This window comes from Geodermatophilus sp. SYSU D00700, assembly GCF_054050255.1.
In genome coordinates this window covers 1-21,640 of sequence record NZ_JBJGZA010000056.1, presented here as the reverse complement: position 1 = coordinate 21,640, position 21,640 = coordinate 1, and the positions used below count along the sequence as shown (strand labels likewise).

The window sequence follows — 21,640 nt, the reverse complement described above, 5'->3', positions numbered from 1 at the left end:
ACCCCGTCGGCCGCGGCGCCCGCCGTCCCCCCGCCGCCGCCCCGGCCGGCCGACTCGCCCCGCGAGTGGCTGGCCGCGCGCGGGATGCTCGACGACGCCCCGGCCGTCCCCGCGCCCGCCGACCGGGCGCCGCTGGGCCGCCGCCGCACCGACCTGCCGGTCGACCTGCCCGTCCCCGTGACCACCGAGCGGCCCACCGTGCAGCGGCCCGCCGTGCACGCCGTCGCGGCCGGCCACGCCGGTGCGAGCACCCCGTCGCCCGGCCGGGCCGCGGACATCCCGGACGACCCCGGCGCCGCCCGGCTCGCGCGGATCCTCGCCGAGAGCGGCGTGACCCCCGGCGGCCGCCGCCGGCGCTACCGCGAGTAGGCCACCGCGCAGCGGCCGGTCACGCCGGGCCGCGGGAGAGCGCGCCGCCGTCGAGCACCAGCGTCTGGCCGGTGACCCAGCCCGCGCCGAGCAGGTAGGCCGCGGCCTCGCCCACGTCCTCGGGCTCACCGAGGCGGCCGACGGGGTAGGCGCGGGCGGCCTCCGCCTCGCGGCCCTCGTACAGCGCGCCGGCGAACCGGGTCTTCACGACGGCCGGGGCCACCGCGTTGACCGTCACCGTGGGGCCGAGCTCGACGGCGAGCTGGGTCACCAGGTTGACCAGCGCCGCCTTGCTCACCCCGTAGCCGGCGATGTTCGGGGAGGCCTTGAGCCCGGCCACCGAGGCCACCACGAGCACCGAGCCGCCGTGCTCGCCCATCCACGCCCGCCAGGCCTCCTGCACCAGGCCCAGCGTGCCGACGACGTTGGTGTCGAGGATCTTGCGGAAGGCGTCGAGGTCGAGGTCCACCAGCGGGCCGTAGACCGGGTTGATGCCGACGTTGCCGACCAGGTGGTCGAGGCTGCCGAAGCGCTCGACCGCGGTGCGCACGGCCTCGGCGCGGTGCGCGGCGTCGCCGGCATTGCCCGGCACCCCCACCGCCACCTCGGGGCCGCCGAGCGCGGCGACCGCCTCCTCCAGCGCCTCGGCCTTGCGGGCGGTGAGCACCACCCGGGCCCCCCGGTCGACCAGGCTGCGGGCGATCGCCAGCCCGATGCCGCGGCTGCCGCCGGTGACCAGCGCGGTGCGTCCCTCGAACGTGCCCACCGAACCCCCTCGTGTCCGCCGGCCACCGCGTCGGCGCCGGTGCCGCGCACACCGTAAGGACCGGCCCGTCCACCGCCCGCGCCACCCCCGGAGGCGGAGTGACCCACTCCACAGGCCCGGCGCGTTGCAGGCGACGGCGGGCCGTCACACACTCGCCATCAGCGCGTCGCCCGCGTGACACACCCGGTCGCAGCAGGCCTCCCGCCGGCACCACCCCGCACGACCCCGCACACCCGGGACGACGACGTCGGCCCGGCCACCGAGTCCGGTACCCGCCAGGGACTGGAACGAGAGGTGACCGCGATGCCTGCTGCCCGCAGGACCCCCCGCGCTGCCGGGCTCCCGCCCGCCGACAGCGCTCCCGCCCGGCTCCGCGTCGGGGTCATCGGGGCCGGCCGTGTCGGGTCGGTCCTGGGCGCCGCCCTCGCCACCGCCGGCCACGACGTGGTCGCCGCCTCCGGTGTGTCCACCGCCTCCGCCGAGCGCGCGGCCCGGCTGCTGCCAGGTGTCCCGCTGCTGCCCGCCGACGAGGTCGTCGCCTCCTCCGACCTCGTCGTCCTCGCCGTCCCCGACGACACGCTGGCCGGCCTGGTCGCGGGTCTGGCCGGTACGGGCCACTGGCGGGCCGGCCAGATCGCCTTCCACACCTCCGGCGCGCACGGCCTGTCGGTGCTCGGGCCCGCGGAGCAGGCCGGCGTCCTGCCGCTCGCGCTGCACCCGGCCATGACCTTCACCGGCGCCCCCGAGGACGCCGACCGGCTCACCGGCGCGCCGTTCGGCGTCACCAGCCGGCCCCTGCACCGGGCGGTCGCCGAGACCCTGGTGCTCGAGATGGGCGGCGAGCCGTTCTTCGTCGCCGAGGCCGACCGGCGGCTCTACCACGCCGCGCTGGTCACCGGCGCGAACCACCTGGTCACCCTGGTCGCCGAGGCGGCCGACCTGCTGCGCAGCGCCGGCGTCGACAGCCCCGCCCGCGTGCTCGCCCCGCTGCTCACCGCCGCGCTGGACAACGGGCTGCGGCGCGGCGACCGCGGGCTCACCGGCCCGGTCAGCCGCGGCGACGTCGGTACCGTCGCCGACCACCTCGAGACGCTCACCGACCGGGCCCCGGCGTCGGTGGCCGCCTACGTGGCGATGGCCCAGCGGACCACCGAGCGCGCGCTGGCGGCCGGCCGGCTCAAGCGGCACGAGGGTGCGCCCCTGCTCGACCTGCTCTACGAGGCCGCGGACCCGGCGGGCTCCCGGTGACCTCTCCTCCGGCCGTCGCCGGGACCGCCGCGGAGCTGCGCGAGGTGGTCGCCGGCCTGCCCGGCCCGGTCGCCCTGGTGCCCACCATGGGCGCGCTGCACGAGGGGCACCGGACGCTGGTGCGCGCCGCCCGGGAGCGGGCCGGCAGCGTCGTCGTCTCGGTGTTCGTCAACCCGACCCAGTTCGGGCCCGGCGAGGACCTCGACCGCTACCCCCGCACCTGGGACGCCGACCTCGCCGCGCTCACCGAGGAGCGCGCCGACGTCGTCTTCCACCCGCCGGTCGGGGAGGTCTACCCGTCCGGTGCGCTCGGCGTCACCGTCGACCCCGGCCCGCTCGGCGGCGTGCTCGAGGGCGCGGTGCGGCCCGGGCACTTCGCCGGCGTGCTGACCGTCGTCGCCAAGCTGTTCGGCCTGGCCCGGCCCGACCTGGCGTTCTTCGGCGAGAAGGACTACCAGCAGCTCACGCTCGTGCGCGCGATGGTGCGCGAGCTCGCACTGCCGGTGGAGGTCGTCGGCGTCCCCACCGCCCGCGAGAACGACGGCCTGGCGCTGTCGAGCCGCAACCGCTACCTCGCGCCCGACGAGCGGGCCCGCGCCGCGACGGTGCACCGGGCGCTGTGCGCCGGCGCGGACGCCGGGCCGCGGGGCGCGGGCGCCGTCCTCGCCGCCGCGCGGGAGGTCCTCGCCACCGCGCCCGAGCTGGTGCCCGACTACCTCGAGCTCACCGACCCCGACCTCGGCCGCGCCCCCACGGCCGGCCCCGCCCGCCTGCTGGTCGCCGTCCGCGCCGGCAGCACCCGACTCCTCGACAACACCGCCGTCCGACTGGGAGGCCCCCGATGATGCGCACGATGCTCAAGTCCAAGATCCACCGGGCGACGGTGACCCAGGCCGACCTGCACTACGTGGGCTCGGTGACCGTCGACGAGGACCTGCTCGACGCCGCCGACCTGCTGCCCGGCGAGCAGGTGGCGATCGTCGACGTGACCAACGGCGCCCGGCTGGAGACCTACGTCATCCCCGGCGAGCGGGGCAGCGGCGTCATCGGCATCAACGGCGCCGCCGCGCACCTGGTGCACCCCGGCGACCTGGTCATCCTGATCAGCTACGGCCTCATGGACGAGACCGAGGCCAAGGCGTACATCCCGAAGGTCGTGCACGTCGACGGCGCCAACCGCGTCGTCGAGCTCGGCGGCGACCCCTCCGCCCCGGTGCCCGGCGCCACCGACCAGCGGCGCAGCGACCTGGGCGTGCCGGTCCGGTGACCACGCTGGCGGCCGACCCGGTGGTCGGGCTGCCCACCCGGCTGGCCGCGCCGGCGCCCGGGTGGGAGCTGTCGGCCGACGTCTGCGTCGTCGGCTCCGGCGTCGCCGGGCTGTGCGTCGCGCTGCACGCCCGTGCCGCGGGCCTGTCGGTCGCCGTGGTCACCAAGGTCCGGGTCGACGACGGCTCGACCCGCTGGGCGCAGGGTGGCATCGCCGCGGTCCTCGACCCGGCCGACACCCCGGAGGCGCACGCCCGCGACACCGAGGTGGCCGGCGTCGGGCTGTGCGAGCCCGCCGCGGTGCACGCGCTGGTGACCGAGGGCCCGGCGCGGCTGCACCAGCTCATCGACTGGGGCGCCGGCTTCGACCGCGACCCCTCCGGCCGGCTCCTGCTCACTCGCGAGGGCGGGCACTCCGCCGACCGGATCGTGCACGCCGGCGGCGACGCCACCGGGGCCGAGGTCATGCGGGCGCTGTGCGAGGCCGTGCACGCCGACCCCGGCATCACCCTCGTCGAGCACGCGATGGTGCTCGACCTGCTCACCGACGCCACCGGGCGGGCGGCGGGGGTCACCCTGCACGTCCTCGGCGAGGGCACCGAGGACGGCGTCGGCGCGGTGCGCTCGCGCGCCGTCGTGCTCGCCACCGGCGGGATGGGGCAGGTCTACGCCGCCACCACCAACCCGCCGGTGTCCACCGGTGACGGCGTGGCGCTGGGCCTGCGGGCGGGGGCCGTCGCCACCGACCTGGAGTTCGTGCAGTTCCACCCGACGTCGCTGTACCTGGGCCCGGGCGTGCGCGGCCAGCAGCCGCTGGTCAGCGAGGCGCTGCGCGGCGAGGGCGCGGTGCTGCGCGACGGCGCGGGGGAGCGGTTCATGCTCGGCGTCCACCCGCTGGCCGAGCTCGCCCCGCGCGACGTGGTCGCCAAGGCGATCACCCGGGTGCAGCTGCGCGACGGGGTGGACCACGTCTGGCTCGACGCCCGCGGCATCGACGGCCTGGCGCAGCGGTTCCCGACGATCGTCGCCCGCTGCCGGGCGGGCGACGTCGACCCGGTCACCGAGCTGGTGCCGGTCACGCCCGCGGCGCACTACGCCTCCGGCGGGCTGGTCACCGACCTGTCCGGGCGCACCACCGTCGCGGGCCTCTACGCGTGCGGGGAGGTGGCCTGCACCGGCGTGCACGGGGCCAACCGGCTGGCGTCGAACTCGCTGCTCGAGGGGCTGGTCTTCGCCGCCCGTATCGGCGCGGACCTGGCCCGCTCGCTGCCGCCGTCGGCCCCCGCGGTCGACGCGGCGCCGGCGACCGGCGGGCTGCTCGACCCGGCCGGCCGCCGCGTGGTCACCGACACGATGTCGGGCCGCGTCGCGGCGCTGCGCTCGGGCGCCGGGCTGGCCGAGGCCACGCACACGCTGGCCGGGCTGGCCGCCTCGCTGGCCGGCGGGCCCGGTGCGGCGCCCGGCGTGGACAGCTGGGAGGCCACCGGGCTGCTCACCGTCGCGAGCGCGCTGACCGCGGCGGCCACCGCGCGGGAGGAGACCCGCGGCTGCCACTGGCGCGAGGACCACCCCGACAGCGAGGACCGGTGGCGGGTGCACCTCGACGTCCGCCTCGGCGGGGACGGACGGCTGTCGCTGACCCGCCGCCCGGTGGGCGCGCCGGTGGTGTCCCCGTGGTGAGCGGACAGGGGCGTGAGCATCGCAGCGAGGAACGAGCGAGGAGCGGAGCGCCCCGCGGGAGCGAACGGGAGGCATGGTGAGCGGAGACCCGCGCTCGCTCGAGGGCACGGGCCTGTCGGAGGCGTGGGTCGAGGAGCTGGTCGAGCGCACGCTGGCCGAGGACCTCGCCGGGGGCGCGGTGCTGCCGAGCGAGCCGGACCTCGCCGTCGCCCTGGACGTCACCAGCGCCGCCACCGTCCCCCCGGCGCAGTACGGCACCGCCGACCTGGTCGCCCGCGCCGACGGCGTCGTCGCCGGCCTGCCGGTCGCGGCCCGGGTGTTCACCAGGCTCGCCCCCGGCGCCACGCTCACCGCCGGGGCCGCCGACGGCGACCGGGTGACCCGGGGCGACGTGCTGCTGACCGTGCGCGGGCCGGTGCGGGCGCTGCTGGCCGCCGAGCGGAGCGCGCTGAACATCGCCAGCCGCGCCAGCGGCATCGCCACCGCGACCCGGGCCTGGGTGGACGCCGTCGAGGGCACCGGGGCGGTCGTCCTCGACACCCGCAAGACCACGCCCGGCCTGCGCCCGCTGGAGAAGTACGCCGTGCGCTGCGGCGGCGGGTCGAACAAGCGCATGGGCCTCTACGACGTCGCGATGGTGAAGGACAACCACGTCGCCGCCGCCGGCTCGGTGGCCGCCGCGGTGGCCGCCGTCCGCGAGCGGGCGCCGCGGGTGCCGGTGCAGGTGGAGGCCGACACCCCGGCCCAGGCGGCCGAGGCGGTCGAGGCCGGCGCCGATTTCCTGCTGCTGGACAACATGCCCCCCGCGCGGCTGCGCGAGGTGGTCGCGCTGGTCGGGGGCCGCGCGGAGCTCGAGGCCACCGGCGGACTGACCCTCGCCGTCGCCCGCGAGGTCGCCGCGACCGGGGTGGACTTCCTGTCGGTGGGCGCGCTCACGCACTCCTCGCCGATCCTCGACCTCGCCCTCGACCTGCGGAGCTGACCGGCCGTGCTGCTCACCGTCGACGTCGGCAACAGCCAGACCGTGCTGGCCACCTTCGACGGCGCCCGCCGGGTCGGCTGCTGGCGGGTGACCACCCACCCGCGGGCCACCTCCGACGAGCTGCGGATGCTCTGGCGCGGCCTGCTGCGCGACACCGAGGTCACCGGCGTCGCCGCCTGCTCGACGGTGCCGGCCCTGCTGCCGGCGCTGCGCGGGCTGCTGGAGTCCCTCGAGGTGCCGGTCGTGCTCATCGGCCCCGGCGTGCGCACCGGCGTCCCGCTGCACGTGGACAACCCGCGCGAGGTCGGCGCCGACCGCGTGGTCACCGCGCTGGCCGCCCACGAGCTGTTCGGCACCGCGCCCGACGGGCGCTCCCGGCCGGTCGTCGTCGTCGACTTCGGCACCTCGACCAACGTGGACGCCGTCGGACCGGACGGGCAGTTCCTCGGCGGCGCGCTGGCGCCGGGCCTCGAGGTCAGCCTGGAGGCGCTCGCCTCCCGCGCCGCTCAGCTGCGCTCGGTCGAGCTGACCGTCCCGGCGCAGGCCATCGGCAAGAACACGGTCGCCGCGCTGCAGTCGGGGGTCGTGCTCGGCTTCGCCGGGCTGGTCGACGGGCTGGTCGACCGGATCGGCGCCGAGCTGGAGGCGCAGTTCGGCCGCGCGCCGGTCGTCGTCGCCACCGGCGGGCTGGCGCCCCTGGTGGCCGACAGCTGCCGGTCCATCGGCGCCCGGGAGCCCGACCTCACGGTGCACGGGCTGCGGCTGGCCTTCGCGCGCCAGCAGGCGGCCGGCCGCCGGTAGCCGCCGGGGTGGTGCGGCGCACGCCCGTAGGCTCGGGCGCCGTGAGCGACCTGCCTCCCGGCCCCCCGGACGACGAGCTCCCCGAGCAGCTGCGCGTGCGGCGCGCCAAGCTCGACCGGCTGCGCGAGGCCGGCACCGACCCCTACCCGGTCACGGTGGGGCGCACGACGTCGCTGGCCGACGTCCGCGCCGAGCACCCCGACCTCGAGCCCGACACGATGACCGGTGAGCGGGTCGGCGTCACCGGCCGGGTCATCTTCAGCCGCAACACCGGCAAGCTCTGCTTCGCGACGCTGCGCGAGGGCGACGCCGAGCTGCAGGTCATGCTCTCCCGCGACCGGGTCGGGGAGGAGGCGCTCGACGCCTGGAAGGCCGACGTCGACCTCGGCGACCACGTCGTCGTCGAGGGCGAGGTCGGGACGTCGCGGCGGGGCGAGCTGTCGGTGTTCGCCGACTCCTGGCGGCTGGCCGCCAAGGCGCTGCGGCCGCTGCCGGTGGCGCACAAGCCGATGAGCGAGGAGCTGCGGGTCCGCCGCCGCTACGTCGACCTCATCGTCCGCGACGAGGCGCGCCGGACCGTCCGCCAGCGGGCCGCGGTGGTGGCGGCGCTGCGGGCCGGCCTCACCGCCCGCGGGTTCCTCGAGGTCGAGACGCCGATGCTGCAGACGGTCCACGGCGGTGCCGCGGCCCGGCCGTTCCGCACCCACATGAACGCCTTCGACCTCGACCTGTACCTGCGGATCGCACCGGAGCTGTTCCTCAAGCGGTGCATCGTGGGCGGGCTGGAGAAGGTCTTCGAGATCAATCGCAACTTCCGCAACGAGGGCGCCGACAGCTCGCACTCGCCGGAGTTCGCGATGCTCGAGTTCTACGAGGCCTGGACCGACTACGCCGGCGTCGCGCGCACCACCCGGGAGCTGGTCCAGGAGAGCTGCGCGGCGCTGTTCGGCGACCACACCGCCCGCCACCACGACGGCACCGAGATCGACCTGTCGGGGGAGTGGCCGCAGGTGCCGCTGTACTCCCTGGTGTCCGACGCCGTCGGCGAGGAGGTCACCCCGGAGACGCCGGTCGAGCACCTGCGGGCCCTCGCGGAGCGGCACGACGTCGGCGTGGACCCGGCGTGGCTCCCCGGCAAGGTGGTGGAGGAGCTGTTCGAGGCGCTGGTGCAGGACTCCCTGCAGGCGCCGACCTTCGTCGTCGACTACCCCGTGGACACCTCGCCGCTGACCCGCGCGCACCGCACGACGCCGGGCCTGGCCGAGAAGTGGGACCTCTACATCGGGGGCGTCGAGCGCGGGACCGGCTACTCCGAGCTCGTCGACCCCGTGGTGCAGCGCGAGCGGTTCACCCAGCAGGCGCTGCTGGCCGCCGCGGGCGACCCGGAGGCGATGGTCCTCGACGAGGACTTCCTCGAGGCCCTCGAGTACGGCATGCCGCCCAGCGGCGGGGTCGGGATGGGCATCGACCGGCTGATGATGACGCTCACCGGTCTCGGTATCCGGGAGACGATCCTGTTCCCTTTGGTGCGGCCGATTTCCTGAACCGCGCGTCCCGATCGGACACTTTCTCCCCGAATTGGGCGAACCGCGGTGTGCAATTCGTCCTATTGTGCCGTCGTGTGGTGGAATGGCCGCGTTGTCCGCGAGGACGGCGACCAATCGTCCGGCCACGGGGGCCGAGAAGGAGTGAGGTAGAAGGAATGGCACGCAAGGTCCAGGTGATCCTCAGCGACGACCTCGACGAGGACGTCCCCGCCGACGAGACGGTGAGCTTCTCCCTCGACGGCACGAACTACGAGATCGACCTGTCGGAGAAGAACGCCAAGGAACTGCGTGACGCGTTCTCCCGTTACGTGCAGGCCGCCCGCAAGGTCGGTCGCGGGAGCGGCGGCCGGGCCTCCGGTGGCGGCCGTTCCCGCGCCACCGGCGGCGGTCGCATGGACCGCGAGCAAGCCGGCGCCATCCGCGAGTGGGCCCGCAAGAACGGCCACGAGGTCAGCGACCGCGGCCGCATCCCCGCCAGCGTCGTCGAGGCCTACGAAGCGGCCCACTGAGGAAGGACCCCCTCGCCCCCCACCCCTCGCTCCGCTCGGGGTGGGCCCCTGCGAGGGGGCCGTTCCAGCACGTCACCCCGCTCGGGGTGGGCCCCTGCGAGGGGCTGATCCAGCAGGTCACCGACGGCCCGGCACCCACTCGGGTGCCGGGCCGTCGGCGTCCCTGCCGCGACGCGCCGTCCGCTGTCGGCGTAAACCGGATCGGAACACCGTCCGTGCACCATCGGTTGACCCGGACAGCCACCCACCGCCCGCCGGTCGAGGCCGACAGGACGGCGTGGTCCGTGACTACAGTGGAAAGACCGGTGCCCCAGCGCGCCGACGGACGTCGGGTGCTCCTCTCCACGAGCGGGGAGGGCAGTGCCGGACCAGCCGGTCAGAGGAGAAGCAGCGCATGTTCGAACGGTTCACCGACCGAGCCCGACGGGTGGTCGTCCTGGCGCAGGAAGAGGCCAGGATGCTCAACCACAACTACATCGGCACCGAGCACATCCTCCTGGGCCTCATCCACGAGGGTGAGGGCGTCGCTGCCAAGGCCCTCGAGTCCCTCGGCATCTCGCTCGAGGGCGTCCGCCAGCAGGTCGAGGAGATCATCGGCCAGGGCCAGCAGGCCCCGTCCGGGCACATCCCCTTCACGCCGCGGGCGAAGAAGGTCCTCGAGCTGTCCCTGCGCGAGGCCCTGCAGCTCGGTCACAACTACATCGGCACCGAGCACATCCTGCTCGGCCTGATCCGCGAGGGCGAGGGCGTCGCCGCGCAGGTCCTGGTCAAGCTGGGTGCCGACCTCAACCGCGTCCGCCAGCAGGTCATCCAGCTGCTCTCGGGCTACCAGGGCAAGGAGCCGGCCGCGGCCGGCGGCCCCTCCGAGGGCACCCCGTCGACGTCGCTGGTGCTCGACCAGTTCGGCCGCAACCTGACGCAGGCCGCCCGCGACTCCAAGCTCGACCCGGTCATCGGCCGGTCGAAGGAGATCGAGCGGGTCATGCAGGTCCTCTCGCGGCGGACCAAGAACAACCCCGTCCTCATCGGCGAGCCCGGCGTCGGCAAGACCGCCGTCGTCGAGGGCCTCGCGCAGGCCATCGTCAAGGGCGAGGTCCCCGAGACGCTGAAGGACAAGCAGCTCTACACCCTCGACCTCGGCGCGCTGGTCGCCGGGTCGCGCTACCGCGGTGACTTCGAGGAGCGCCTGAAGAAGGTGCTCAAGGAGATCCGCACCCGCGGCGACATCATCCTGTTCATCGACGAGATCCACACCCTCGTCGGTGCCGGTGCCGCCGAGGGCGCGATCGACGCCGCCAGCATCCTCAAGCCGATGCTGGCCCGTGGTGAGCTGCAGACGATCGGTGCCACCACGCTCGACGAGTACCGCAAGCACCTGGAGAAGGACGCCGCCCTCGAGCGCCGCTTCCAGCCGATCCAGGTGGGCGAGCCGACGCTCACCCACACGATCGAGATCCTCAAGGGCCTGCGCGACCGCTACGAGGCGCACCACCGGATCAGCATCACCGACGGCGCACTCGTCGCCGCCGCCACGCTGGCCGACCGGTACATCTCCGACCGCTTCCTGCCGGACAAGGCGATCGACCTGATCGACGAGGCTGGTGCCCGGATGCGGATCAAGCGGATGACCGCGCCGCCGGACCTGCGCGAGTTCGACGAGCGGATCGCCGGCATCCGGCGCGAGAAGGAGTCCGCGATCGACGCGCAGGACTTCGAGAAGGCCGCCTCGCTGCGCGACAAGGAGAAGCAGCTCCTGGGCGAGAAGGCCGAGCGCGAGAAGGCGTGGAAGGCCGGTGACATGGACGTCGTCGCCGAGGTCGACGACGAGCAGATCGCCGAGGTGCTGGCCAACTGGACCGGGATCCCCGTCTTCAAGCTCACCGAGGAGGAGACCACGCGTCTGCTCCGCATGGAGGAGGAGCTCCACAAGCGGATCATCGGCCAGGAAGAGGCCATCAAGAGCGTCAGCCAGGCGATCCGGCGCACCCGCGCGGGCCTCAAGGACCCGCGTCGCCCCGGTGGCTCGTTCATCTTCGCCGGCCCCTCGGGTGTCGGTAAGACCGAGCTGGCCAAGGCGCTCGCGCAGTTCCTCTTCGGTGAGGACGACGCTCTCATCCAGATCGACATGGGCGAGTTCCACGACCGGTTCACCGTGTCGCGTCTGGTCGGTGCGCCTCCCGGCTACGTCGGTTACGACGAGGGCGGCCAGCTGACCGAGAAGGTGCGGCGCAAGCCGTTCTCGGTGGTCCTCTTCGACGAGATCGAGAAGGCGCACGCGGACGTGTTCAACACGCTCCTGCAGGTGCTGGAGGACGGCCGGCTCACCGACGGTCAGGGCCGGATCGTGGACTTCAAGAACACGATCCTGATCCTCACGACCAACCTCGGGACGCGCGACATCTCCAAGGCGGTGGGGCTGGGCTTCCAGGTCGGCAACGACACCCAGTCCAACTACGAGCGGATGAAGAACAAGGTCAACGAGGAGCTCAAGCAGCACTTCCGGCCGGAGTTCCTCAACCGCATCGACGACATCGTCGTGTTCCACCAGCTGACCGAGGACGAGATCATCGAGATCGTCGACCTCATGGTCGCCCGTGTGGAGAGCCAGCTGGCGAACAAGGACATGTCGCTGGAGATCACGCAGGACGCCAAGAAGCTGCTGGCGGCCCGCGGGTTCGACCCGGTGCTGGGCGCCCGGCCGCTGCGCCGGACCATCCAGCGCGAGATCGAGGACGCGCTGTCGGAGAAGATCCTCTACGGCGAGCTGACCGCTGGTCAGATCATCGTGGTGGACGTCGAGGGCGAGGGCCCGACCGCGAAGTTCACCTTCCGCGGCGAGGCCAAGCCGATCGACGTGCCCGACACGCCCCCGGTGGCGCTCACCGTCGGCGACGACGAGGACGGCCAGGGCGGCCCCACGTCCCTGGAGAAGAAGTAGTCCCACACCGCACCACCGACGAGGGCCGTCTCCCGCACCGCGGGGGGCGGCCCTCGCCGCGTCCGGAGTCGGCGCCACGATCAGGTGACCTGATCGTGGCGCGTCCTCCCGCACGGTGGGACGTGAGGGAGGACGCGCTGCGGTGAGGGAGGACGGCGGGCGGCGGGGTCAGGCGGGGAGGGTGGACCGGCCACGGTGCCGGGAGCGGTGACCGTCTCCCGCGCGATCGGCCACCTGCCCGCCACGGACCACCCCGCGACGACGTCGCCGGCCGGTGTGGTCTCCGTCTCCCGGCGATCCGGTCAGCGGGCGGCGGCGACCGGGCCGAGGTCCACGGCGCGGTGCACCCAGGTGCCGGTGACGACCATCCCGACCCGCTCGTAGAGGCCGAGGGCACCGGTGCGGGAGTCGGTGGACAGCTCGCAGCGCGTGGCGCCGTGCCGGCGGGCGTTGGCGAAGGCGTCCGCGAGGAGGGCCCGGGCCAGCCCGAGCCCGCGCCGGTCCCGGCGCACCGCGAGCTTGTCGACGTAGCCGTCCGGGCCACCGGCGACCAGGAAGCAGGCACCGACCACATCGCCGTGCGGGTCCGCGACGACCCGCAGGTGCCACGGCTCGAAACCGGGGCGGCGCACGGTCGTCGCGGCGAAGTCCTCGAACGACCGCCGGTCCCGCTGCGACCACTCGAGGAAGGCGTCCTCGACCACCGTCCAGGCGGCCCGGTGGTCCGCCTCGCCGGCCGCCGTCCGGATGGAGTACCCGTCCGGCAGGGGCTGGGCCTCGATCCGCGTGTCCTCGGGGAGCTCCAGCAGCCACGAGGTCCACCGGACGTCGTAGCCGAGGTGCGCCAGCAGGACGTCCGCGGGGGAGCCCTGGGGCACGGACATGCCGAGGACCGGGGCGCCGCGTTCGCGTGCCAGCCGCCGGGTCCAGGCCGCCAGCGCCGTGCCGATGCCCCGTCCGCGGTACTGCGGGTGCACGGCGGCATCACCACGTCCCTCGCCCGAGACCTCGGCGTAGGCGACCAGTCGGCTGCCGTCGAAGACGCCGAGCGTGCTGACGGGTACGTCGAAGCTGGGACGCTGCCAGTCCCCGACGATGTCGGCCTCCTCGATCTCGACGGTGCCGATGTCGTGCAGCTCCTGGGCGGCCATCACCTCGTAGACCGCACGGGCGTCTCCCGCGGTCAGGGGTCGGGCGGTGAGCTCCCCGGGCAGCTGCACGGGCCCAGTGAACCGCGCCGCGGGGCCGTCGCACGACCGGTTTCGGTGGCGCGAGGTGTCGCGGGCCGGTCAGTGGGGGAGTCGGAACCTCCCGTGGGCGGACTGCTCGACCAGCCCGTCGGCCAGCAGCGAGTCCAGGCAGCGGGCGCGCTGCACGGCGTCGTCCCACGCGGCGTCGAGGACCTCGGCCGGCACCGGGCCGTCCGCGGCCCGCAGGACGTCGAGCAGCCGGCCGCGCACCTGCCGGTCGGTCCCGGCGAAGCGCTGCACCCGCCGCGGCGGCCCGTCGGCGGCCGGAGAGCCCGCCAGCCGCCAGGCGCAGCGCTCGCGCACCGGGCAGACGGCGCAGCGCGGCGTCCGGGCGACGCAGACCAGCGCGCCGAGTTCCATGGCCGCCACCGAGAACCGGCAGGCCCGCTCCCGGTCGGCCGGCGCCAGCGCCGCGACGTCGGCGAGGTCGGACGCCCGCGCGGTGCCCGCCTCGGCGCGGCCGTGCACCAGCCGGGCCACGACCCGGCGCACGTTGGTGTCCACGACCGGCTGGGGCTGGCCGTGGCCGAAGCAGGCCACCGCCCGGGCCGTGTAGGTCCCCACGCCCGGCAGGGCCTCCAGGGCCGCCACGTCGGCCGGGACGGTCCCTCCGTGCCGCTCGGTCAGGGCGACGGCGGTCTCGCGCAGCCGCAGCGCCCGGCGCGGGTAGCCGAGCTTGCCCCAGGCGCGGATGACCTCCGCCGGTGAGGCGTCGGCCAGGTCCGCCGGCGTGGGCCAGCGCGCCATCCACGCCGTCCACACCGGCTCGACCCGCGCCACCGGTGTCTGCTGCAGCATCACCTCGCTGACCAGCACCGCCCACGGGTCCACACCGGGACGCCGCCACGGCAGGTCCCGGGCGGCGGTGTCGTACCAGTCGACGAGGGCGTCCCCGAGTCCGGCCGTGCTGCTCACGGGGGTCCAGTGTGCCCGGCCCGGTCGGCGGCGTGCCCCGTGCGGCGGCGGGACGAGGGGGCACTACCGTCCGTCTCGTGCTGCACCCGGTCGGACCGCTGCCGTCCGCCGTCTACTGGCGACGGCGCCTGCTGGTGCTGGCCGTGCTGCTCGCCGTGCTCGGCGGTGGCGGCTGGCTCGGCGTCTCGCTGCTGACCGGCTCCGGGGACAGCGCCGCGGCGGCCGGCTCGTCGTCCTCCCCGGCCGGCACCCCCGCGCTCGACCGGGTGGTCCCCTCGCTGGCCAGCGTCCGGACGCCGACCCCGGCGCCCAGCACCACGCCGCCGCCACCGCAGCAGCCCGCCCCGCCGGCGCAGCAGGCCGACGCGCCGTGCGGGGACGACGTCATCGCCCTCGAGGTCCGCACGCCCGGCACGGTGCCCGCCGGGTCCGCCCCGGTGCTCGAGCTCGTCGTCACCAACACCGCGCCCGTGCCGTGCACCCGGGTGCTGGACAAGCAGCTGCAGGAGATGGTGCTGCTCGACGGCGCCGGCGCCCGGCTGTGGGGCAGCAACGACTGCCGGCCCGAGACCAGCAGCGACACCCGCACGCTCACACCCGGCGAGCAGGTCGTCTTCCCGCTGACCTGGAGCGGCCTGACCAGCGAGCCGACCTGCACCGCGGCACGCGTGCCGGTGGGGCCGGGGACCTACGTGGTGCGCGCGCGGCTGGACACCAAGACCAGCCCGGACGCCCCCCTGCAGGTCACCTGACCTGCGGCCCTGCGGGGTCCTCCGTTCAGCTGTAGCGGTCGAGGATCGAGGTCTCGGCCAGCCGGGACAGCCCCTCGCGGATGCCGCGGGCCCGGGCCTCGCCGACGCCGTCGACGGCCAGCAGGTCCTCGATGGTGGCCGCCAGCAGCTTCTGCAGCCCGCCGAAGTGCTCGACCAGCCGGTCGATGATCGCGGCCGGCAGGCGCGGCACCCGGGCCAGCAGCCGGTAGCCGCGCGGGCTGACGGGGGAGTCCAGCGCGTCGGCCGAGGTGGGCAGGCCGTAGCAGCGGGCGACCGCGGAGAGGTCCAGCAGCTCGGTGGCCGACAGCGTGCGCAGCTCGGCCAGCACGTCCTCGATGGTCCGCGGGCGGCGGGCGGCACCGCCGGGCATGTAGTCGCGCACCAGCAGTGCGCGGTCCTCCTCCACGCCGGCGAGCATCTCGTCGAGCTGCAGCGCGAGCAGCCGGCCGTCGGTGCCCAGCTCGACGACGAAACCCTCGATCTCGTCGGCGATCCGGCGGACCATCTCCAGCCGCTGGCTGACGCTCATCGCGTCGCGGACGGTGACCAGGTCCTCGATCTCCAGCGCCGACAGGGTGCTGGCGACCTCGTCGAGCCGCAGCTTGTAGCGCTCCAGCGCCGCCAGGGCCTGGTTAGCGCGAGCGAGGATCGTCGTCGGGTGCTCGAGGGTGTACCGCCGGCCGGCGACGTAGACGCTGATGATGTGCATCGACTGGCTCACCGAGATCACCGGGAAGCCGGTCTGCACGGCGACCCGCTCGGCGGTCCGGTGGCGGGTGCCCGACTCCTCGGTGGGGACCGTCGGGTCGGGCATGAGGTGCACGCCCGCCCGCACGATGCGCAGGCCGTCGGAGGAGAGGATGACCGCGCCGTCCATCTTGGCCAGCTCGCGCAGCCGGGTGGCCGACAGCGCGACGTCGAGGGCGAACCCGCCGGTGCAGATGGACTCCACGACCCGGTCGTAGCCCAGCACGATGAGCGCACCGGTGCGGCCGGCCAGGATCCGCTCCAGCCCATCGCGCAGCGCCGTGCCCGGGGCGATGCGGCCGAGGAGTTCGCGCAGGGCGACCTCGGAGTCCACAGCGGGGGGCACGGGCGCTCCTGACGTCGTCGCGGTTCGACCGCCGAGTCTACGGGTCCCGCGTCGCGGCGGGTCGGGAGCGGGGTGCGGGCGCCCGGACGCCGAGCGGCGCAGCCGGCCTCATCCGGGGAACAGCCCGGCCAGCGCCGCACCGAGGTCGGGGACCTCCATCAGCCGCATCCCCTTGGGGGCCGTCCCGGCGTCCGGCGGCACGAGCGCCAGCCGGTACCCCTGGCGGGCCGCCTCGGCCAGCCGCCGGCCGGTGCCGCCGACCCGGCGGATCTCGCCGGACAGGCCCACCTCGCCCAGCGCCACCATCCCCTCGGGCAGCGGGGTGTCCTTCGACGCCGACGCGATGGCCAGCGCCAGTGCGAGGTCGGCCGCCGGCTCGGCGATCTTCACCCCGCCGACCGAGGCGGCGAACACGTCGGCGTCGGCCAGCCGCACCCCGCCGCGGCGCTCGACGACGGCGTTGACCATCGCGACCCGCTGGGAGTCCAGCCCGCTCACCGCCCGGCGGGGCGAGCCGCCGCCGGCGCTGGTGGCCACCAGCGCCTGCACCTCGGCCAGCAGCGGCCGGCTGCCCTCCATCGTCACCGTGACGCAGCTGCCGGGCACCGACGCGGTGCGGCGGGAGACGAACAGGTGCGACGGGTCGGGGACGCCGACGACGCCGCGGTCGCCGATCTCGAAGCAGCCGATCTCGTCGGCCGGGCCGAAGCGGTTCTTCGTGGCCCGGACCAGGCGCAGCGTGGAGTGCCGCTCGCCGTCGAAGGAGACGACCACGTCGACCAGGTGCTCGAGCGCCCGCGGGCCGGCGATCGCGCCGTCCTTGGTGACGTGCCCGACCAGGATCGTCGTCATCCCGCGCGACTTGGCGACGGCGGTCAGCGCCGTGGCGACCGCGCGGACCTGGGAGGCGCCGCCGTCGGTGCCGTCGACGGCGGGGGAGCGGACGGTCTGCACGCTGTCGAGCACCAGCAGCGAGGGGGCGACCTGCTCCACGTGCGCGAGGACGGCCGACAGCTCGGTCTCGGCGGCCAGGTAGAGCCGCTCGTGCAGCGCGTCGATCCGCTCGGCGCGCAACCGCACCTGCGCCGCGGACTCCTCGCCGGACACCACCAGCGTGGGGCCGCCTGACTCCGCGACCCGGTGGGCGACCTCGAGCAGCAGCGTGGACTTGCCCACCCCGGGCTCGCCGGCGACCAGCACCACCGCGCCGGGGACCAGGCCACCGCCGAGGACGCGGTCGAACTCGGGGATGCCGGTGGGCACCGCTCGGGCGCCGGTGAGCGCGACCTGGGCGATCGGCCGGGCCGGCGCGGTGACCGGGCCGGCGGCGACCGCCCGCAGCGCGGGCGCCGTGGCGCCGACCTCCTGGAGCGTGCCCCAGGCCTGGCACTCCGGGCAGCGGCCGACCCACTTCGCCGACGCGTAGCCGCACTCGGTGCAGCGGTGGGCGGGACGGGCGGGCTTCACTCCGGAGGGGGGCACCCCGTCACGGTAGGTGGGGGGACCGACAGTCCCGCCTCACTCCGTCTGGGTGTCCTCCTCGCTCTCCGGGTTCTCGGCCTCGCCGGCCTCGCCCTCGTGGAAGTCGAAGGCCTCACCGCGCTCGAGCTCCTCCTCGGGCTGGCCCACGAGCGCCTCGATCTCGATCTCCCCGGCCTGCTCGAAGGTCAGCGTCAGGGGCAGCGTCTGCCCCGGCGTCAGCGGCTCGGCGAGGTCCTGCAGCGTGATGGTCGCGTCGCCGTCCTGGCCGATGTAGAGCGCCGTGTCGGCGGGGATCTCCAGCGACAGGTCCGAGCCGCCCGTGGCGCCGGTCGTACCGGGCGCCGGCGCGGTGGTGGGCTGGTTGCCCGCCGGGGACGACGGCGACGGGGTCGGGCCGGTGCCGGAGACCCGGATGCCCGAGAAGCCCTCGCCCTCGATCCCGGTGAGGGTCTCGTCCTCGTTCGAGGCGTTGACGATGGTCATAACCAGCACCGCGTCGTCGCCCTCCTCGTAGGCGTTCTCGTCGGGGTAGGCGATCAGCACCTGGCGCAGGAGGACGTCCTCGACCTGGGCCTGCGGCCCGACCTTGTCGCGGTCCTGGGTGCCGGTCTGCGAGACCTGCCCGGCGCTGCACGCACCGAGCGCGACGGGGCTGATCACGAGAGCACCCGTCAGGGCAGCGCGCAGCGCGCGGTTCACGGCGGTCGACCTCCAGCGAGAGACGTGCCGGCCACCGTGGGTCTCGATGGCCCGAGTCGCGCCGAGCGTAACGGTCCACCCACCATGTCCGCCGGGAGGTGAGGCCGATGCGGGGCCCGGGACCGGGCGCCGGCGCGGAGGAGCACGACCCCGCGCTCGCCGACTTCCCCGAGCGGTCGCCCGCGACGCGACGATGGCTGTTCGCCGACCAGCTCGGCCCCCACTTCCTCGACCGGCCCGACCAGCCGGTGCTGCTGGTCGAGTCGAAGGCCGTGTTCGCCCAGCGCCGCTTCCACCGGCAGAAGGCGCACCTGGTGCTCTCCGCGCTGCGCCACCGGGCCGCCGAGCTGGGGGAGCAGGCGCACCTGCACCGGGTCGCCACCTACGCCGAGGCGCTGGACCGCTACGACGAGCCGCTGAGCGTCTGCGCGCCCACCACCTGGAGCGGCCGCGACCTCGTCCTCGCGCGCCCCGGCGTCGAGGTGCTGGCCGCCCGCGGGTTCGTCAGCTCGCAGGGCGAGTTCGCGCGGTGGGCGCAGGGGCGCGGCCGTCGCCGCCTGGTCATGGAGGACTTCTACCGCGATGCCCGCCGCCGCCTCGACGTCCTCATGGACGGCGCCGAGCCGCTGGGCGGGACGTGGAACCTCGACGCCCAGAACCGCGAGCCCCCGCCGCGGGACGGCCGCTCGCCGGCGCCGGAGCCGTGGTGGCCCGCCGAGGACGAGATCGACGAGCAGGTGCGCGCCGACCTCGACCGCTGGGAGGCCGACGGCGAGGTCTCCTTCGTCGGTGACGACGGCCCTCGGCTGTTCCCGGTCACCCGCGAGGAGGCGCTCACCCGGCTGCACGACTTCCTCGCCGCGCGGCTGGGCGCCTTCGGCCCGCACGAGGACGCGATGCTCGCCGACGAGCGCTGGCTGGCCCACTCGCTGCTCTCCCCGGCGATGAACCTCGGCCTGCTCGACCCGCTGGAGGTCGTGCGCGCCGCCGAGGCCACCGCGCGCGCCCGCGCCGCCGACGGCGACCCGCTGCCGCTGAACTCCGTGGAGGGCTTCGTCCGGCAGGTCATGGGCTGGCGCGACTACACCTGGCACACCTACTGGCACTTCGGCCGCCACTACCGGCACGCCAACGCGCTGCGGGCGCTCGAGCCGGTGCCCGAGTGGATGGCCGAGCTCGACGACTCCGCCGTCGACGCCGCCTGCCTGTCCGGCGTGCTGGGCGACCTGCGCCGCGACGGCTGGGTGCACCACATCCCCCGGCTGATGGTGCTGGGCAACTACGCGCTGCAGCGCGGCATCGACCCGCGGGAGCTGACCGACTGGTTCCACCGGACCTTCGTCGACGGCTACGACTGGGTGATGGTGGCCAACGTCGTCGGCATGAGCCAGCACGCCGACGGCGGGGCGCTGGCCACCAAGCCCTACGCCGCCGGGGGTGCCTACATCGACCGGATGAGCGACTACTGCGGCCGCTGCCCCTACGACCCCCGGCAGCGCCTCGGTGACGACGCCTGCCCCTACACCGCCGGCTACTGGGCCTTCCTCGACCGCAACCGCGAGCGGCTGGCCGGCAACCAGCGGATGCGCCGTCCGCTGCAGGGCCTCGACCGGCTGCGCGACCTGTCGCTGGTCGTCGAGCAGGAGACCGCCCGCGGCACCAGCGCCCCCTGACAGAGGCCCCTGATCGGGGGACGGCGGTCCAGTTCCGCGGCGTCCCTGCCGATGCCCTCTCCGTACACGGAGACACGGCAGGGAGGCGCGGATGGCGGTCGGACCGGCGTTCGACGACGTCCTCGCGGCGGCCCGGGCGGGCGCGGCGTGGGGGTTCGAGGTCCTGTACCGGGACCTCTCGCCGGTGGTCACCGGTTACCTGCGGCTGCACGGCGCGCTGGAGCCCGACGACCTGGCCAGCGAGACCTTCCTCGCCGTCTTCCGCGGCCTGGGCGGCTTCCGCGGGGACGAGGAGGCGCTGCGCTCGTGGGTGTTCACCATCGCCCACCGGCGGCTGGTCGACGACTGGCGCCGGCGCAGCCGCCGTCCGCACCTGGCCGACGACGCCGGCGACCTGCTGCCCGAGACCTCCGGCGGGGACGTGGAGGACGACGTCCTGACGCGGCTGGGCACCGAGGCCGTGCACCGGCTGTGCGCGGGACTGCCCGCCGACCAGCGCTCGGTGCTGCTGCTGCGGGTGCTCGCCGACCTCACCGTCGAGCAGGTGGCCGCGGTCATGGGCCGCTCGGTGGGCTCGGTCAAGGCGCTGCAGCGGCGCGGCCTGCGCCGGCTGCGCGCGGAGCTCGAGCCGGCCGGCACCACCCCTGCGGGTGAGATCGAGGATGCACGCGCACCCCTCCCGGCCCGTCCGGCGATGACGGGGGCGAGATGACCACGCCAGCCGACGCCCGTGCCGACGAGCAGGCCCTGGCCGCGTTCTCCGACGCGGTCCGGGCCTGCGCCACCGCACCCGGGCGGCCGAACGCGGCCCTGGCCGAGCTGCTGGCGACCGGTCTGCTCACCGACCAGTCGGAACCGTCCACGCGGACGGCCGGGCACCCCGCCCGGGCCTCACGGAAGAGACCCCGCATGCTGCTGACCACCCTCACCGCCAAGCTCGCCGCGGCCGGCATCGCCGCCAAGGCGGCCGCCGCCACCGGCGTCGTCGCCGTCGCCCTGACCGGTGCGGCCACCACCGGCACCTTCTCCACCGCGGAGCCCCCCGCGTCCGTCGAGAGCGGCGATCCGGCCGCCGTCGACCCGCTCGACCCCGCCGAGGGCGGTGCCGCCGAGGGGACCGTGGACGACGGCGAGGACGGCCAGGGGCCAGTGGCCGAGGCGCCCGTCGAGGAGCCGGTGGTCGAGGAGCCCGTGGTCGAGGAGCCCGTGGTCGAGGAGCCCGTGACCGAGGCGCCCGTCGAGGGGCCGGTCGCCGAGGAGCCCGTCGTCGAGGCGCCGGTGGCCGCCCCGGAGCGGACCGAGGAGGAGTGGGCGACGGAGGGTCCGGCCGCCGGGCAGTCCCACGGCGACTGGGTGAGCGAGGGTGCCCGCAACGGCTGGGTGACCGGTGAGCGGGTCAGCGGGCAGGCCCACCAGCGCAACGCCGAGCGCAAGGCCGCCCGCGAGCAGGCCGCGCAGCCGCCGGTGATCGCGCCCGCCGCGCCCGTGGTGGAGGAGGCGGCCCCCGCGCCCGCCCCGGCGCCGGCCCCCGTCGCCCCCGGAAACGGGAACGGGAACGGCAACGGCAACGGCCGGAAGTGACGCCCTCGGCGGGGGGGGGGGGGCGGGCGGGGGGGGGGGGGCGGGGGGGGGGGGGGGGGCGGGCGCGG

Annotated in this window: 19 protein-coding genes and 1 pseudogene; 14 read left to right on the top strand and 6 right to left on the bottom strand. The window is 75.5% G+C overall.

Features of this window, described 5'->3' with window-relative positions; genetic code table 11:
• A pseudogene (locus ACI79V_RS23210) lies at positions 1–369 on the top strand (hypothetical protein); the annotation flags it as partial.
• Positions 370–388: 19 nt separating this feature from the next.
• Here ACI79V_RS23210 and ACI79V_RS23205 read toward each other — a convergent pair.
• A complete protein-coding gene (locus ACI79V_RS23205) occupies positions 389–1,135 on the bottom strand; it encodes an SDR family oxidoreductase (RefSeq protein WP_456893129.1) in 747 nt (248 codons plus the stop codon).
• A gap of 303 nt (positions 1,136–1,438) precedes the next feature.
• Here ACI79V_RS23205 and ACI79V_RS23200 point away from each other — a divergent pair, with 303 nt between their 5' ends.
• The 9 genes from ACI79V_RS23200 (at position 1,439) to ACI79V_RS23160 (ending at position 12,106) form a co-directional block, all read left to right on the top strand.
• Positions 1,439–2,383: a Rossmann-like and DUF2520 domain-containing protein gene (locus tag ACI79V_RS23200; protein ID WP_456893127.1), complete on the top strand. Its 945-nt coding sequence runs from the start codon at positions 1,439–1,441 to the stop codon at positions 2,381–2,383.
• Positions 2,380–3,228, top strand: coding sequence for a pantoate--beta-alanine ligase (panC, locus tag ACI79V_RS23195; RefSeq protein ID WP_456893125.1), 849 nt, complete (start codon positions 2,380–2,382; stop codon positions 3,226–3,228). The genes ACI79V_RS23200 and panC overlap by 4 nt, the downstream gene beginning before the upstream one ends.
• Positions 3,225–3,650 (top strand): aspartate 1-decarboxylase, encoded by a 426-nt coding sequence (gene panD, locus ACI79V_RS23190; protein WP_456893123.1) that lies wholly within the window; start codon positions 3,225–3,227, stop codon positions 3,648–3,650. The genes panC and panD overlap by 4 nt, the downstream gene beginning before the upstream one ends.
• Positions 3,647–5,329 (top strand): L-aspartate oxidase, encoded by a 1,683-nt coding sequence (locus ACI79V_RS23185; RefSeq protein ID WP_456893121.1) that lies wholly within the window; start codon positions 3,647–3,649, stop codon positions 5,327–5,329. The genes panD and ACI79V_RS23185 overlap by 4 nt, the downstream gene beginning before the upstream one ends.
• Before the next feature lie 76 nt (positions 5,330–5,405).
• A complete protein-coding gene (nadC, locus tag ACI79V_RS23180) occupies positions 5,406–6,311 on the top strand; it encodes a carboxylating nicotinate-nucleotide diphosphorylase (RefSeq protein WP_456893119.1) in 906 nt (301 codons plus the stop codon).
• A 6-nt stretch (positions 6,312–6,317) separates the two neighbouring features.
• Entirely contained in the window at positions 6,318–7,112 is a 795-nt protein-coding gene (locus tag ACI79V_RS23175; RefSeq protein ID WP_456875115.1) for a type III pantothenate kinase, read from the top strand.
• A gap of 41 nt (positions 7,113–7,153) precedes the next feature.
• A complete protein-coding gene (lysS, locus tag ACI79V_RS23170; RefSeq protein ID WP_456893117.1) occupies positions 7,154–8,656 on the top strand; it encodes a lysine--tRNA ligase in 1,503 nt (500 codons plus the stop codon).
• Between the two features lie 158 nt (positions 8,657–8,814).
• A complete protein-coding gene (locus tag ACI79V_RS23165; protein WP_456875113.1) occupies positions 8,815–9,168 on the top strand; it encodes a histone-like nucleoid-structuring protein Lsr2 in 354 nt (117 codons plus the stop codon).
• Between the two features lie 394 nt (positions 9,169–9,562).
• Positions 9,563–12,106, top strand: coding sequence for an ATP-dependent Clp protease ATP-binding subunit (locus ACI79V_RS23160; protein WP_456893115.1), 2,544 nt, complete (start codon positions 9,563–9,565; stop codon positions 12,104–12,106).
• A 302-nt stretch (positions 12,107–12,408) separates the two neighbouring features.
• Here ACI79V_RS23160 and ACI79V_RS23155 read toward each other — a convergent pair whose 3' ends face one another.
• A complete protein-coding gene (locus tag ACI79V_RS23155) occupies positions 12,409–13,326 on the bottom strand; it encodes a GNAT family N-acetyltransferase (RefSeq protein WP_456893114.1) in 918 nt (305 codons plus the stop codon).
• 69 nt (positions 13,327–13,395) lie between these two features.
• Positions 13,396–14,271 (bottom strand): A/G-specific adenine glycosylase, encoded by an 876-nt coding sequence (locus tag ACI79V_RS23150; protein WP_456893112.1) that lies wholly within the window; start codon positions 14,269–14,271, stop codon positions 13,396–13,398.
• Between the two features lie 77 nt (positions 14,272–14,348).
• On the opposite strand from ACI79V_RS23150, the gene ACI79V_RS23145 reads away from it, so the two are divergent.
• Positions 14,349–15,023: a MucR family transcriptional regulator gene (locus ACI79V_RS23145; protein ID WP_456893110.1), complete on the top strand. Its 675-nt coding sequence runs from the start codon at positions 14,349–14,351 to the stop codon at positions 15,021–15,023.
• Between the two features lie 25 nt (positions 15,024–15,048).
• On the opposite strand, the gene disA is transcribed toward ACI79V_RS23145, so the two are convergent.
• From disA to ACI79V_RS23130, 3 genes are all read right to left on the bottom strand, one after another.
• Positions 15,049–16,137, bottom strand: coding sequence for a DNA integrity scanning diadenylate cyclase DisA (gene disA / locus ACI79V_RS23140; protein ID WP_456875108.1), 1,089 nt, complete (start codon positions 16,135–16,137; stop codon positions 15,049–15,051).
• Between the two features lie 108 nt (positions 16,138–16,245).
• Entirely contained in the window at positions 16,246–17,619 is a 1,374-nt protein-coding gene (radA, locus tag ACI79V_RS23135) for a DNA repair protein RadA (RefSeq protein ID WP_456893107.1), read from the bottom strand.
• Positions 17,620–17,655: 36 nt separating this feature from the next.
• On the bottom strand, positions 17,656–18,279 hold the full coding sequence (locus ACI79V_RS23130) for a hypothetical protein (RefSeq protein ID WP_456893105.1): 624 nt from the start codon (positions 18,277–18,279) through the stop codon (positions 17,656–17,658).
• 146 nt (positions 18,280–18,425) lie between these two features.
• Between ACI79V_RS23130 and ACI79V_RS23125 the strand changes: the two genes are divergently transcribed.
• The 3 genes from ACI79V_RS23125 (at position 18,426) to ACI79V_RS23115 (ending at position 21,572) form a co-directional block, all read left to right on the top strand.
• Positions 18,426–19,991 (top strand): cryptochrome/photolyase family protein, encoded by a 1,566-nt coding sequence (locus tag ACI79V_RS23125; protein WP_456893103.1) that lies wholly within the window; start codon positions 18,426–18,428, stop codon positions 19,989–19,991.
• A 91-nt stretch (positions 19,992–20,082) separates the two neighbouring features.
• Positions 20,083–20,703, top strand: a complete 621-nt coding sequence (locus ACI79V_RS23120) for an RNA polymerase sigma factor (RefSeq protein WP_456893101.1) — start codon at positions 20,083–20,085, stop codon at positions 20,701–20,703.
• On the top strand, positions 20,700–21,572 hold the full coding sequence (locus ACI79V_RS23115; protein ID WP_456893099.1) for a hypothetical protein: 873 nt from the start codon (positions 20,700–20,702) through the stop codon (positions 21,570–21,572). The genes ACI79V_RS23120 and ACI79V_RS23115 overlap by 4 nt, the downstream gene beginning before the upstream one ends.
• Positions 21,573–21,640: the final 68 nt, after the last annotated feature.